The sequence below is a fragment of the Ktedonobacteraceae bacterium genome (assembly GCA_035653615.1).
Classification (GTDB): Bacteria; Chloroflexota; Ktedonobacteria; order Ktedonobacterales; family Ktedonobacteraceae; genus DASRBN01.
The window spans coordinates 259,537-273,641 of the sequence record DASRBN010000030.1; the positions used below are offsets into that span (position 1 = coordinate 259,537).

Sequence of the window (14,105 nt, forward strand, 5' to 3'; positions counted from 1 at the left end):
AACATAAATGTGAATCCGGCAGATTTCCTTCAATCACTTTTGGTTTTTATCTTAGCTAACCGGTTTAGTCTGTTTTGACCCCTTGGTGGATGAGTAGTGCTCAGAATAACAAAGCGTATCACAATTTAGGGGGTATATTGTGCAATGGCAAAAGGCAGAGATTTAACTGCTGAAAGTCTAAAGGATGTACTTGAAGTGGTCCGAGCAAGGCGACAAAGTGGCTCGTTGAGCATAGAGCATATACAGGGAGGTCGGATTGAGGAGGGGGAGATATATTTCCAGAATGGACGTGCTATCCATGCGCAGGTTGGGCAATTAACCGGTCAGGATGCGATAAACTGGCTCCTGACCTGGCATAATGTACGTTTCGCCTTTACAAATGACGCGCCAGAACCATCGGCCAGCGCTGCCCCTGTTACCGGGCCAATCACCACCCCATCGCGCCTCACTCGTCAAGACATAAGTGGTGTTCCTGAAGTGGTCAATGGCAGTTCTTCTAGCGCGGTTATACGCACCTCGCCCGCTCCTTTCCTTCCATCCGCGGGAATGGGACGTATCGTTCCACAGAAGAGGCGGCTGGTGGAAGATGTGTCATCTCTGCCGCTTACCCGCCGCCAGCGCTATATCTACTTCCTGGTTGATGGGCGTCGTTCCATCGCAGACCTCTCTCGCACGACGGGCAAGAGTATTCAGGAAGTGGAGCTGATCCTGCGCGAATTGCAAGAACAGGGACTGATCGCCATTTAATGCCTCGCTGTCAGCGTTCAAGCCGCCGTCGTAATCGCCGGCAGCAATTCGCGCAGTTGCTCCATCCAGTTGGTACCCAGCAAGCGCCGTGGGATGCGGATAACGCCTTGCTGAACGCGCGCCTCGTTGCGGAATCGCCTGTAGAGCACAATGCGATTGGGTACAATCGTGCGTCTCACTGTCAGCACGAATTCATTATCGCGCGCGGAGATGGCCTCGAAGCCAAGCCGAGCAGCTTCTACCTTGAGGCGTACCATCGCCAGCAAATTTCGCACCTGCAAGGGGGGGGGGCCGAATCTGTCTGTCATCTCTGCCTCCATCGCCTCGACCTGTTCAGGCGTACTGAGGTTGGCCAGTCGCTGGTAGAATTTCACTTTAAGCGTGCGATCTCCAACGTACTCGTCTGGCAGGTATGAATCGAGCGGCAGGTCGATAGAGACCGTGGGTGTGACTGTTTCCACGCGCTTGCCCTGCATTTCCTCTACTGCCTCCGCGAGCAGCTTGCAATACAGGTCGAAGCCGACAGAATTCATAAAGCCGGATTGTTCCGCTCCCAGCAGATTGCCTGCGCCGCGTATCTCTAAATCCTTCATAGCGATGCGGAAGCCTGCCCCTAATTCGGTCGCCTCAAAGATAGCGCGCAAACGCTTCTCTTGAGTGGGCGTCAGCTTCGTATCCTTGTTGTAAAGGAAGTAGGCATAGGCCTGGTGCGTGCCTCGTCCAACACGCCCGCGCAGCTGGTATAGTTGCGCCAGGCCGAACAGGGCAGCGTTATTCACGATAATGGTGTTGGCGTTTGTAATATCCAGCCCATTCTCAATAATTGTGGTCGAAACCAGCACATCGTACTCGCCGCTGGAAAAATCTAGCATTACCCGTTCCAACTGGTCTTCGGGCATCTGCCCGTGTCCGATGACGATACGAGCTTCTGGCACGAGTTTTTGCAGCTTCTGCGCAATTACCTGGATGCCATGCACGCGGTTATGCACGAAAAACACCTGCCCGCCGCGATCAATTTCGCGCAGGATGGCCTCGCGAATCAGTTTCTCATCGTACTCGCGAATGGTAGTGCGAATCGGCAGGCGCTCCTGTGGCGGCGTCTCGATCACGCTCATATCGCGTATATTGACCAGCGACATGTGCAGCGTGCGCGGGATAGGCGTGGCCGTCATCGTCAGCACATCGATCTCAGTGCGCAGTTCCTTGAGCCGTTCCTTATGCACGACGCCGAAGCGCTGTTCCTCGTCCACGATCAGCAGGCCAAGATTGAGGAAGACGACATCTTTCTGCAACAGGCGATGCGTCCCGATCACAATATCCACTCTGCCCAGGGCCAGGTCTTCCAATACCTGCTTCTGCTCTTTCTCTGAACGGAAGCGGCTTAATAGTTCAACCCGCACCGGGTAGGGCTTCAGACGCTCTTTGAACGTATTGAAGTGCTGGAGCGCGAGGACGGTGGTGGGAACCAGGATAGCGACCTGGCACTGATCCAGCACAGCCTTGAACGCGGCCCGCAGCGCCACCTCAGTTTTGCCGTAACCAACATCTCCGCATACCAGTCGATCCATTGGCCGCGGGCGCTCCATATCGGCCTTGACTTCTTCAATGGCGCGAGCCTGGTCTGGTGTTTCTTCGTAGGGAAAAGCGTCTTCCAGTTCTTGCAGCCAGGGCTGTTCGGAATCGGGTGGGAACGCGTGCCCCTGGCTTGCCTCGCGCGCGCTATACAGGCGCAGCAGGTCGCGCGCGATGTCCTGCACATTCTCTTTGACCTTCGATTTGGCGCGTGTCCATTCCGACGTGCCTAATTTGCTGAGTGCCGGAATCGAGTCGCCCATGCCGATGTAGCGCGTCACCCGGTCAAGCTGGTCGGTTGGAATATAGAGCCTATCGGTGCCGGCGTAGTGGATCAGCAGGTATTCACGCTCGACGCCCGTGCTGTTCAATTTGACAAGGCCCTCGAAGCGCCCGATACCGTATTCCTGGTGAACCACATAATCCCCTGGATTGACATCGGCCAGGAACGAGGCTGGTGTGACTACTTTACGTCTCTGCGCTCCTCGACGGCGCGACCAACCAAAGATCTCAGTATCCGTATAGACCTGCAATGCCAGTCCGTGCGATTGCCACCCCTCTGGCAGTTGTCCTTGAATGAGCGTCAGGCTACTGCTCTCCGGCAATTCATTGATGTTTGTCCCCGGGCTGACGTGGATCGTCGCCTTATTCAGAATGGATTCGTCACTGAGGACTTCGGCCAATCTGCGTGCCTGGACTGTGACGATGACGATCCGTTCGCGGTGATCCAGCGCCTTACGGCAGTCCAGCACAAATGCGCGTAGTCGACCGCCGTAGGAGTTACTGGCGGTGAAAGCTGGCACCAGGTGTTCCGTACCATGCTGCCCGGCATCGAAATCGCTTTCATCTGCCGAAAGGATATCGGCGAAACGGAGCTGGCGGCGCTGGTGTAACTTTGGTTCCAGCTGATCCCAGCCAATATGCATGGCCCGCAACTGAGTGGGATTCTCGCGTTCACGTTCAAAATGCTCTTTCATCTCCTGGGCCTGCGCGTCCAGTTCAAGGATGCGATTCTGGATGCCTTCGGGATTGTCGAGAACTACCAGCCCTTTTGAACGCAGGTAGTCCAGAATGCTGGCCTGCGCGTGCAGGTAGGGCAGGTAAAAAGTAATATCGTCAAACGAGTGCCGTCCTCGTAATGCTTCCAGGTCGCGATTCCAGCGCTCCTCGGCATCGCGATGCAGCATCGAACTGTTCAATTGGGCCAGTTCTTTCGCGGCCTCGGGTCCGCGCAGTGGCAATGCTTCGCGAGCGGGACTGACCACGCAGAAATCAATGGCATTCAGCGAACGCTGTGTCTCCGGGTCGAAGGTGCGCAATGATTCGATTTCATCGCCGAAGAATTCGATACGCACAGGGCGGGGCAACGTAGGTGGGAAGAGATCGACAATACCACCACGATGGCTGAACTGCCCCGGCTCCTCAACCTCAGTTACCGGCTCATAGCCCAGATTATAGAGGTGTTCGAGCATCAGCGTGAGATCGACTTCCTGCCCGGGTTTCAGGTCATAGAGTGAGGCCAGTAGTTCTTGTGGAGGGATGACAGGCTGGGTAAGTGCTCGCGCTGAACAGACAATAATGGCGTTACGTTCACGCTCGGCCAGGCAAATCAGAGCATTCATGCGCTGCTGGGTTGTTTCGGCATCGCTAATCAAGCGTTCATAGGGTAGCGCGTCGCGGTCGGGCAATAAAAGTACATCCTTTGGATCTTCAACCAGTACCTTCAGCGTGTCTGCTATTTCGTTCGCCTGTTCCTCATTCGAGACAACCACCAGCAATGGCTGTTTGAGGCTCGAAGCCAGAGCCGCAAGCACATAGGGACGTGCTGACTCGGTGATTCCTGTCAGGGCAGGGACTCCTTCAGCATCACGCAGTCGTTGTATCAAGCGGCGAAACTCTGGCCGCTGTGTTAAAAGTGCAAGTAAACCCTTAAGTGTCACTCAATCCTCCAAAATGGGCATAACGAAGCGCCGCCTCTGGAACTGTACCCTCTACTGTCCAGGGTGGCACCCTTTAAATATACCCTTGCCCACAAACCATTGTCGCGATCTCTCGCGTCCTCATTCTGGCCTGTGCGTTTGTTATTCTACCGCATCCACACACTTACTTCAACACTTCGCACATATTTTCTTATTCCACCGAGAGGAAGGCAATAGCGGCAATACCCAGCGCCAGCCCAATTATTTGATACGGACTTACCTTTTCATGATACACGAACAACCCGATCACGACTGCTCCAATACCCGAAAGTACCGAGAACAGCACCGCACCGCGGCTTAACTCGGCACCAGTGCGCAAACTGATGAGCCAGGCAGTATTGGCGGCAATAAAGCCCAGGATGGAGAGAACCGCGAAGACAAATTTGCCACTTACCGCGAACTGTTTGGCCAGGATATCGGCCACCAGTTCGAACGCGACGAGTAGCAGCAAAAAATACAGCCATTTGGGAGGCAACATACGTGTGATGATCCTTTTCCTGACAATTTTTTCGTGAGAGCAAAGTAATAGACGAATTTACTTACGAGGGAGTTTTGCGCGCGCAAGTTTGAAGGTTACTTGATCCTGTTCACGAGACCACATGTAATCAAGATTGAGGGAGGCAGCAATTGGCGCGTAGATATCCCAGATGGCATCTACTTCATCCCTGCTGAGACCCAAAAATTTTAAGCGGTCAGAAGGGGGTAGGTGAGTAAATGTAGCATATGCCATCTCGTCATCTCCTTCCATCGCCACCAGGGTTGCTCCTAGCGAGACGGCATGCAGGGCAAGCATTTCTATAACCACTTTGGGTCCATGTCCTTTGAGATGTTGCCATTCAGGTACAAGAGTTTTGCCGACAAGAGCAAAGAACTGCTGAGGAGAACGGGCCTGCTGTTTGAAGAACACGACGGCGGCCAACAGATAACCAAGTGCGTTCTCCTGGGCTTGATGGCGAATCTGCTCATAAGTGTATTTGGGTCCTGCCACGTTTTTCCTTTTTAGTAGTCATGGTAAGTGAAAACGAACGCAATGTATCACTTCCAATTGTAAGCGCAAAATATCTCCGGTTCAAAGACATGAATTTACCGGGGATATTTTGCATAAACCGCCCGCTACCGTTCAAGTACCTTAAAAGCAAGGTGCCGTCCCTTTTTCTGTCCGATGGCAAGGGCAAACCATATTCCCGTGATACCATCGACAATGCCTACCTGACTAACTCCACCGAGGTAGACGGGCCGCAGCCCAACCGCGGAGATCAACTGCTCAACTATAGGGCGTGAGTCATCATCAGGCCCGCAGTAGAAGAGATCTGCCTGGACGCCATGAAATTCTGGGTTGGCGAAATTCTCGAAGCCATAGGTGTTGAAAGCACGATAAATATGAGCATTTGGGGTATGCTGCTGAAGCGCGGCAAAGCTGTTCATCGTGCTTGCACCCATTCTGTTTGCCGAATCGATAATGATCCTCCCATCAAGCTGGGAAGCGTACTGGGCAATTGTCGGCTCCATCGCTGTGCCAGGAATTGCCATCAGTACAACGGCCGGGTTGCTGTTCAAAGCATCGGCTATCGTGCCAATCTGCGCGCGATCACCCAGCTCGCCACGTAGAGCCTGGGCATTTTTGCCGTTCACGTCGTTTACTCCAAAGATGACCTCGTACCCAGCGTTGATCCATTTGCGTCCGATTGAGCCGCCGATATTACCCGCTCCGAGAACAGCGATAGTTGGTTTCTCTGTTGCCATGAGTTTTTTCTCCTGTCATTCTGAAATACTACGCCAGACTTTGTGCATAGCATATAAAATCTTCCGTTCTTGCTCATCACTTCGCCCAGGTTCTCAACGCCAACCAAAAAACCTGGTACCCGTGTTCACGCCGATTGCTCACCGGTCAATTTGGGAATGGCCTGCCTGTGTACCACCTGCTCGTGGGCGGGCCTTTTCACTGTATCTGCCTCGCTCGATGCCGGGTCATCACAGATCGACGTGTGCGAGGTAGGCACCGGCAGGGTGAACTGACATCTGATCAGTGGCCTGGAGAGCCTCCCAGGCATTGACCAATTCATTCTGTCATATGATCTGTTGCGCTTTCATTCTTCTTTCACCGTTGGAGAGTGTGAAGGATAAAGAAATCTTCCTGGATTGATGGACCTATAATGCAAAACGTATGAAGCGCCTCGCTCATAACAGAGGCACACCCCAGCGAAAGCGATATGCCGGAGACAATATCACAGGTCCCCTTCCCACCGATTTATTTCTAACTCCTTTCCCAATTTGACATTTTGCCTTTTCATACATTAATATTTCAATAGTTGTTGAAATGCTGATATGAATAGGAGGCTTGCAGTGCCTGGTATGCAAGAGGCGTACAAAGCCATTGCCGATCCGACGCGGCGGCGCATCTTAAAATACCTGCGGGGAGGAGAACGTACAGCGGGTGAACTGGCTGAGTATGCGGGCGTTGGACGTACCGCGCTCTCACATCACCTTCTGGTCTTGAAACTTGCCGATCTCGTGCGTGTTGAGCGCCGGGGTCAGTTCCAGGTTTATTCGCTCAATACGACCGTCTTTCAGGATTTGCTCACGGAAATTTTAGGCTGGCTTGGAGGAATGGACGATTCCTCTGTTCAAGAAGGCGCTCCTACACAAGAAAACTTGTCCGAAGAAACATTCAATGGCTGACTGGAGGGATATTATGAATCCATCGGAGAGTAACAGCGATAAAATTACACCGCAGTCCACTTTTTTTACGCCCGCGACTCTTTTTGCGCTAGCTGTAATCGCAGCGCAGATTCTTATCTCGCTCATTACCTATCCTTTTCTGCCTGATACAGTACCCACTCATTGGAATTTGGCCGGGCAGGTTAATAGCTATGCGCCTAAGTGGGTCAATGCCATTCTGTTTCCGCTTATCAGCATAGGCTTGTTTGTGCTGATACGATTCCTGATCGCGGTAGGTCCGAGGTTAGGCTCTCAGAATGCGCGACGAGCCAACCAGGAAGTTGTAAACCTCATTATTAATGGCGTGCTGCTACTGCTGCTGGTGTTGCAGTTGATGGTGACGGCAATCTCCCTTGGAATGAAATTGGATATCAACTTTGTCATGATTCTAGCCGTCTCAATACTATTCATCTTCATCGGCAACTACATGGGCAAATTGCGCCGCAACTTCTGGGCGGGCATACGTACTCCCTGGACTCTTACAAGCGATGTCGTATGGGAACGAACGCATCGTTTAGGGGGTTGGTTGTTCGTCATTGGAGGTCTACTCGGTGTCATCGTAAGTTTTGTCCCATGGCTACGTATCTGGGGATTCATGGTCATCCTGGTTGTAATAATTGCCATTCCCGTCGTGTATTCCTACCTTGCTTATCAGCACTACACTGTCGAGGGACGCGAGCCGCTCTCTCCGCCATTCGACAATAGTGGTCGTGGGTAGTGAAATGTAAAAAATACGAGGAAAAAAGGATTAAAAAATGCCAAAGTTAGTTGGAAGTACTTTGCTTTTGGTCTGTTGATTTTCCTGATCTTCCAGGTACTGACGCGCGTGCCAGCAGTAACCGTTCTTGGGCGAGTACTTGCGCCCGAACTCAACGCTTCAACTGCTTTCCTCTATACCTGGCTGGCAATCCTGGCGTTGACAGCGGGATTGTTTGAAGAAATTGGGCGCTACCTTGGATATCGCTGGTTCATGGGGAAAGAGGAGAAGACCTGGAGCCCTGCTCAAGCTTCCAATTGAGTGTTGGTGGCCAATCATAGTCATAAGCAGCAAAGAGTCCGCCTGGTCGCAGGATACGTGCAATCTCGGTCAGGGTCGAAGTCGGTTCCATCCAGTGAAATGATTGCGCGCAGGTGACGATATCGGCACACCCGCCGGGCAGACCAGTCCGGTGGGCAGCTCCCTCTCGATATTCGATATGTGCCGCGTGTGGATGATGCTCGATCTTGCGTATAGCCTGGGTACGCATGTCTGTATTGGGTTCGATCCCAATCACGCGCTCGGCCCGCTCGCCCCAAATTGCGGTTGACAGCCCGGTACCACTGCCCAGATCCACCAGCAGCGTGGGATGCGGCATGCCAATCAACTGTGTCAGTAGATCGAGCAAAGCCGCTGGTGGTGTGGGGCGGGCCTGGTCGTACCTGGTGGCTTCACCGGTCCAGATTTCACTGGCTTCTGTCATGTTGTTTCTCCGTCGCCCTGTTCCACTTGCCGACGTTCCTCTTCTTCGCGGCGCAAGCGTTCGCGTTCCTGGCGCTCTTGCAGGTGGCGCAGGCGTGCGGCTTCCTTGCGTGCGGCCTCTTCCGGGTCAGTATTGGCCGCGTTCATCGCCCGTTCCAGACCCTGGGTGATCGCCATCTCTATCGCTTCTACAGCTCTATCTTCGCCTGTTTCGAGCAAGATGCGCTCATCTCCAGATGGAGCGCTTAACACGTGGTCTCGTCCCTGTATACGGCTACTTTTAGGATGACCAATACCAACGCGCAGGCGTGGAAATTCTTCAGTATGCAGGTGGCCGATGATATCTCGCAGCCCATTGTGTCCGGCAGCGCTGCCCCTGGCACGCAGGCGTATTTTACCAGTTGGAAGATCAAGTTCGTCGTACACGACCAGAATGTCCTGTGGCGATAGCTTGTACCAGCGCATGAGTTCGCCTGCGGACTGGCCGCTGAGGTTCATGAAGGTGAGTGGTTTAGCGAGTACAACTCTCTCGGAGCCTATCATGCCGCTGGCAAGCACAGCGCGACTACGCCGTTCATTCCACTTCCAACCGTGCTTTGCCGCCAATTTGTCTACTACGCGGAAACCAACATTATGTCGTGTGCGTTCATATTCAACGCCTGGATTGCCCAGGCCAATTACTAATTTCATAACAAAGACCGGTTAGCGACCATAAGCCAGGCGCACCGCCAGGTAGTGTGGCAGGCCCGCTTTTATGATCTTCTCCTGTGTTTTCTCGATTGCGTAGGGGACACGATAAAATTCAAAACCGCGTTCGGTGTCATAGATCATAAACGCAGCTCGCGGATCGTTGTCGCGGGGCTGGCCAACTCCTCCCGGATTAATAATGGCCCGGTAGCCGTGCGGAGCTTCCCAGTGACCCTCCGGCGGCGTAAGCATCTCGTTTGTCACCTGAATCATGCTCTGGCTCAAACCGAGCAGCGCCAGCAGTTCCTCGATCTCGCTGTTCAGACGATCTTCATCAATAACGGCAGATTCTGGCGTAATCTCGCCACCTTCTTCCTCTTCAGGGCCACCATCTTTCTTATAGCCAGAATTATCAGCATCTTGCTGGTCGTCCGAGGCTTCTTCGTCGAGATGGATGTCTTCTTCTTCAACGTTTGTCTCTGTTACTGCGGTCAGCTCTGCTTCTGTGGGCGTTTCATCTTCATTGGATGTATCATGCTCATTTGTAGGATGGTCTATGATGTTAGCGCCTTTTGATGTGGGTGGCTCAGCTTCGGATGCTGTCATTTCTTCGTTGTTCGCGGGTGCATCAATCGGAGCTGTTCCTGAATCAGCCAGGATGTGGTTCTCATTCTCCGGTGTATTCACTTCAGATGGGCTGCTGATCCTGGTTTCATGGTCTGCTTCATTTGCGGTGGTATCTACGGCAGAACCTGTTGCATCTGGAGTGTTCAGATGGCTTTCTATGATTGCGTTTGCCTCTGCCTCGGAGACCGTCAAACCGCTTTCGGGGTCTCTGTAGGCGCTGGGTGCTTCTTGCACCAGTTGAGCGGCAAGCATGGATTGTTGGGGAGAAGGATGGACGGTTACTGTTTTTTCTCCCTCATCGTCCTGGTCAGCAGTATGGTTTTCAACGCCGTTAGACTGGATGGGGAGAACTACGTTCTGTTCTGTGTCTGCCAGGGGAAGAGTTGGTGTGTTAGCGATAGTATCCGGTTGTTGAAAAATTACCGGGACATGCGTATGTCCGACAAAACAGTAACGGGTGCTAAAGTATTGAAAGCTGCGTTCCGCCAGCACTTCGGAAGTTAGATATTCCCAGAGCGGACCGAAAGGGCTGCCGTGTACCAGCGTGACCTCGCCTTTGATCAGGCGTTCGGGCAGATTCGCCAGAAATTCGCGGTGTTCAGGTGTGAGCCGTTCCGCCGTCCATTCTGCCGAGATGCGGGCGTGCGCGCTGAAATCTTCCAGGTCGATCTTGCCTACGGCTGCCCAGTCATGATTTCCGGCAATGATGACACCGGTACGTTCGCGGAGTTTGAGGATGCATTCATTCGGGTTCGGCCCGTAGCCTACGAGGTCACCGAGGAACCAGATTTCGTCAATTGGTTCTGTCTGGGCAATCTCGTCTATTTTTGCAAGGACTGCCTCTAGAGCTTCCAGATTGGCATGTATATCGGTAAAAACGGCGTAACGCATATGTTATTAATCCACTCAATTCATACGAAAATGCATTCAGGTTAGTGTGGCTATTCTATCATGTTTATGCTAAGGTTGCTAGTAGGATGAGACGAGAATTGCTTTCAGGTGATTTTTCCTTTCCCACGTAGTATACTGAGTAGCATAGATAATAACAAGAAGGAGCAAAAAGACTATGGCAGCACCACGTGAGGAATTTCCTATAGAGCAGCGCCTGCGTAAAGATATTCAAGATGCGCAGCGCGCGCGTGACCAACTTCGCCTGGATACCCTGCGGATGGCGCTCGGAGCGATCCACAATCTGGAGGTTGCCAGAACCGACCGCAAAAATGCTGAATACGGGCAGCCCTTGACCGAGGCAGATGCATATAAGGTGTTGGAGCAGGAAGTAAAAAAGCGCACCCAGGCTATTGAACTGTATAAAAAGGGTGGGCGCAACGACCTTGCAGAAAAAGAACAGAAAGAAATGGATATCCTGCAAGCCTATATCCAGGGTGCGCAGATGAGCGATGACGAACTGCGCTCTGTGGTATCGAGGCTGATTGCGGAGAACGGTAAAGATTTCCGGCGTGTTATGCCTCTTGCTATCAAGGAGACCAGGGGGCGTGCCGATGGAGCGCGCGTGCAGCGCGTTGTGAGGGAGATGACAGAGTAGTGAGCCGGTGCCATTTTCAGGATGATCTGGCTCAATCCGAAAATGACCCCGGTTCGCATTCCTACAAAATTAGTGACTCAGCTATATTCGCCTTGACAAAAGCTGATATTGTCTCATACGATATGAGATAGAATGCTTGTTCTTTCAACAAGTTGCTGAGGACGAAAAAGCTGCGATGAAGATCTACAATACCCTGACCAGAACAGTTGAAGAGATTATCCCCATCGAGCCTGGCAAGATCAAGATGTATTCGTGCGGTCCTACCGTCTATCGTTATATTCACATTGGCAACCTGCGTACCTTTACGATGGCCGATTGGATACGACGCGCTTTTGAGTATCGTGGTTATGAAGTGCTGCACGTCAAAAATATCACCGATGTCGGTCATATGCGCCAGGAGATGGTTGATCGTGGCGAGGATAAGATACTGGCCCAGGCCCGCAAAGAAGGCAAGACCTCGGCACAGATCGCCCAGTTCTATACTGAGGCATTTCATGCCGACGAGCGCAAGCTCAATATCGAACCTGCGACTATCTTTCCCCAGGCCACTCAGCATATTCCGGAGATGATCGAGATCATTCAGGGCTTGCTGGAAAAAGGTATCGCCTATGAAGTCAACGGCAATGTGTACTTCGATATCAAACGCTTCCCCGATTATGGCAAGCTTTCGGGCAATCAGCTTGAAAACATGCTGGCGGGCGTGCGCGAAGGAGTAGTGGCCGACCGGCGTAATCCTGAAGATTTTCCCTTATGGAAAGTGGCTGAACCGGGACGCGAGATGGCATGGGATAGCCCCTGGGGCCGTGGATTCCCCGGCTGGCATATTGAGTGCAGCGCTATGTCTATGAAGTATCTGGGGCCACATTTCGATATCCATACCGGCGGCGTCGATAACATCTTTCCCCATCATGAGGACGAGATCGCACAGAGCGAGGGATACACAGGTGAGCCTTTTGCCAATTACTGGGTTCACGCGCAGCATCTATTGGCCGATGGGCAGAAGATGGCTAAGTCCACTGGCAATGCCTATACCTGTTCCGAGATTGAGGCGCGTGGCTTCGATCCCATGGCTCTGCGGTATTTTTATACCACGGCGCTCTATCGCAGCCGCCTGAATTTCACCTTCCGCGCCCTGCAAGCTGCTCAAACTTCGCTCGAGCGCCTACGAGACTATGCCTACCTGCTTTACATGCAGGCCGATAAATCGGCGATGGCCGCGATCAATCGGGCCCTACAGAGTACCGGTGAAGGAGATAGTCTTCCACAAGAGGCTCTGGTTCGTTCCTGGCAGGAAGCGTTTCTAGCAGAGGTTGAAAACGATCTCAATATTCCACGCGCCATGGCGGTTGTGTGGGACATGCTACGCGATGGTGAGCTTGAGCCAACGACCAGAGTAGCGCTCCTGCTCGATTTTGACCGTATCCTGGGCTTTGATCTCAAGGGCTATCTTGAAAGTGATCGCCCGCGGCGAAAAGCCGATGCCCAGACCTACCTGGCCGCGGTTCCTGCCGATATTGCTGAGAAAGTGCGCGAACGCGAATCACTTCGCAATCGCGGTGAATATGCCCAGGCCGATTCTCTGCGCGAAGCAATCGAGGCAGCGGGGTATACGATTCAAGACACTGATCATGGGTCGCTGGTGCAGCCGCGCCGCCTGGAAGACGAATTCACCGTGCTTTCAAGTTCCAGCGATGCACCTGATAACACACGTGCTCCTGATCTATATGAGTTTTCGGTCAATCTGCTGGCGCATAATAGCCGTGGCGACCTGGAACGTTGCATCTTGAGCATTTGTCGCCACACCTACCAGCGCTCAATCGAACTGGTCATCGTCGATAACGGTTCGACAGATGAGACGTTGCCCTATCTGCAGGAACTGGCGCGTCATGGCGACCTGACGGGTGAAAGTGGCCAGCCCATCGGACTGCAGGTCCTGTTTGCCGATCATAATATGGGATTCGCTGCCGGTCGCAACGCCACCATGCGTACCAGCCGCGGCCACTATGTCGTTCTTATGGATACGTCGATTGAGGTCAAGGGCAATGTCTGGGAACCCTTAGCATTGGCTCTGGCAGATCGCAACAATGGTGTAGTGGGCCCTTATGGGTTGGTGACCGAAGACCTGCGCGAGTTTGCAGAAGCCGCAGGGCCAGACGTGGATGCCATCGAGGGCTATCTCATGGCGTTCCGCCGCGAACTGCTGTCAGAAGTGGGCTGGATCGATGAGCGCTTCCGGTTCTATCGCCTGATGGATATCCATTACAGCTTTTTCTTCAAGACCTCTGGCTATCGTGTCCTGACTGTTCCAGAGGTTGCTGAACGCGTCGAAAAGCACCCGCATCGCGAATGGTTCAGCCTGAGCGAGGATGAACGCGCCACGAAAAGTAAGAAGAACTACGATATCTTCCGTGATCGCTGGCACCACGGTCAGAGCCTGCTCGTCGCCAACTATCGTGCCGAGAACATGTGGCGGGGTCACGATCACCCACACCATCTGGAAGGAACGCATACCCATGCCCCGGATGAACTACCTCCTGCTGGCGCCATGCATACCCATATCCACCAGCACTGGCCCGATCACTCGCATGAACATCCTCACTATCATGAGATCCGGCCAGCGTAAGCAAGCAGTTCATCTATTCATCATAAACTCACGTATCCTAAATAGGGTGGTGCGGATGTGTGTTCACAAAGTGATCAGGGAAACAAACTGAGTGCAGGGAAGGCGCTCATAGCTATTGAGTGGCCCGATTTGTTTGCCTGTGTCGTC

Annotated in this window: 13 protein-coding genes; 5 read left to right on the forward strand and 8 right to left on the reverse strand. The window is 52.9% G+C overall.

The genetic code is table 11. From position 1 onward, the window contains the following. Positions 1 to 144 precede the first annotated feature (144 nt). Positions 145 to 747 (forward strand): DUF4388 domain-containing protein, encoded by a 603-nt coding sequence (locus VFA09_16150; protein ID HZU68810.1) that lies wholly within the window; start codon positions 145 to 147, stop codon positions 745 to 747. 17 nt (positions 748 to 764) lie between these two features. On the opposite strand, the gene mfd is transcribed toward VFA09_16150, so the two are convergent. The 5 genes from mfd to VFA09_16175 all read right to left on the reverse strand — a co-directional run bounded on the left by mfd (position 765) and on the right by VFA09_16175 (position 6,349). Further along, positions 765 to 4,259, reverse strand: a complete 3,495-nt coding sequence (gene mfd / locus VFA09_16155) for a transcription-repair coupling factor (GenBank protein ID HZU68811.1) — start codon at positions 4,257 to 4,259, stop codon at positions 765 to 767. Positions 4,260 to 4,449: 190 nt separating this feature from the next. Further along, positions 4,450 to 4,776, reverse strand: a complete 327-nt coding sequence (locus VFA09_16160; GenBank protein HZU68812.1) for a hypothetical protein — start codon at positions 4,774 to 4,776, stop codon at positions 4,450 to 4,452. A gap of 57 nt (positions 4,777 to 4,833) precedes the next feature. Next, entirely contained in the window at positions 4,834 to 5,286 is a 453-nt protein-coding gene (locus tag VFA09_16165; protein HZU68813.1) for a hypothetical protein, read from the reverse strand. A gap of 125 nt (positions 5,287 to 5,411) precedes the next feature. Beyond that, positions 5,412 to 6,041, reverse strand: coding sequence for an NAD(P)-binding domain-containing protein (locus tag VFA09_16170; protein HZU68814.1), 630 nt, complete (start codon positions 6,039 to 6,041; stop codon positions 5,412 to 5,414). Positions 6,042 to 6,166: 125 nt separating this feature from the next. Then, on the reverse strand, positions 6,167 to 6,349 hold the full coding sequence (locus VFA09_16175; protein ID HZU68815.1) for a hypothetical protein: 183 nt from the start codon (positions 6,347 to 6,349) through the stop codon (positions 6,167 to 6,169). A gap of 301 nt (positions 6,350 to 6,650) precedes the next feature. Here VFA09_16175 and VFA09_16180 point away from each other — a divergent pair, with 301 nt between their 5' ends. Both VFA09_16180 and VFA09_16185 read left to right on the forward strand, forming a co-directional pair. Continuing rightward, on the forward strand, positions 6,651 to 6,977 hold the full coding sequence (locus tag VFA09_16180) for a metalloregulator ArsR/SmtB family transcription factor (GenBank protein HZU68816.1): 327 nt from the start codon (positions 6,651 to 6,653) through the stop codon (positions 6,975 to 6,977). A gap of 13 nt (positions 6,978 to 6,990) precedes the next feature. Then, positions 6,991 to 7,734, forward strand: coding sequence for an SdpI family protein (locus tag VFA09_16185; GenBank protein ID HZU68817.1), 744 nt, complete (start codon positions 6,991 to 6,993; stop codon positions 7,732 to 7,734). Between the two features lie 250 nt (positions 7,735 to 7,984). Here VFA09_16185 and VFA09_16190 read toward each other — a convergent pair whose 3' ends face one another. Genes VFA09_16190 through VFA09_16200 form a run of 3 tightly spaced genes read right to left on the reverse strand, consistent with a single transcriptional unit; the run spans position 7,985 to position 10,680 of the window. Beyond that, positions 7,985 to 8,476, reverse strand: coding sequence for a class I SAM-dependent methyltransferase (locus tag VFA09_16190; protein ID HZU68818.1), 492 nt, complete (start codon positions 8,474 to 8,476; stop codon positions 7,985 to 7,987). Beyond that, positions 8,473 to 9,165, reverse strand: a complete 693-nt coding sequence (gene pth / locus VFA09_16195; GenBank protein ID HZU68819.1) for an aminoacyl-tRNA hydrolase — start codon at positions 9,163 to 9,165, stop codon at positions 8,473 to 8,475. The genes VFA09_16190 and pth overlap by 4 nt, the downstream gene beginning before the upstream one ends. Positions 9,166 to 9,177: 12 nt before the next feature. Then, the gene (locus VFA09_16200) at positions 9,178 to 10,680 is read right to left on the reverse strand and encodes a metallophosphoesterase (GenBank protein HZU68820.1); all 1,503 of its coding nucleotides are present in this window, start codon (positions 10,678 to 10,680) and stop codon (positions 9,178 to 9,180) included. Positions 10,681 to 10,855: 175 nt separating this feature from the next. On the opposite strand from VFA09_16200, the gene VFA09_16205 reads away from it, so the two are divergent. Together VFA09_16205 and cysS are read left to right on the forward strand one after the other, a co-directional pair. Then, entirely contained in the window at positions 10,856 to 11,335 is a 480-nt protein-coding gene (locus tag VFA09_16205) for a GatB/YqeY domain-containing protein (GenBank protein ID HZU68821.1), read from the forward strand. A gap of 175 nt (positions 11,336 to 11,510) precedes the next feature. After that, on the forward strand, positions 11,511 to 13,958 hold the full coding sequence (gene cysS, locus VFA09_16210; GenBank protein HZU68822.1) for a cysteine--tRNA ligase: 2,448 nt from the start codon (positions 11,511 to 11,513) through the stop codon (positions 13,956 to 13,958). Positions 13,959 to 14,105: the final 147 nt, after the last annotated feature.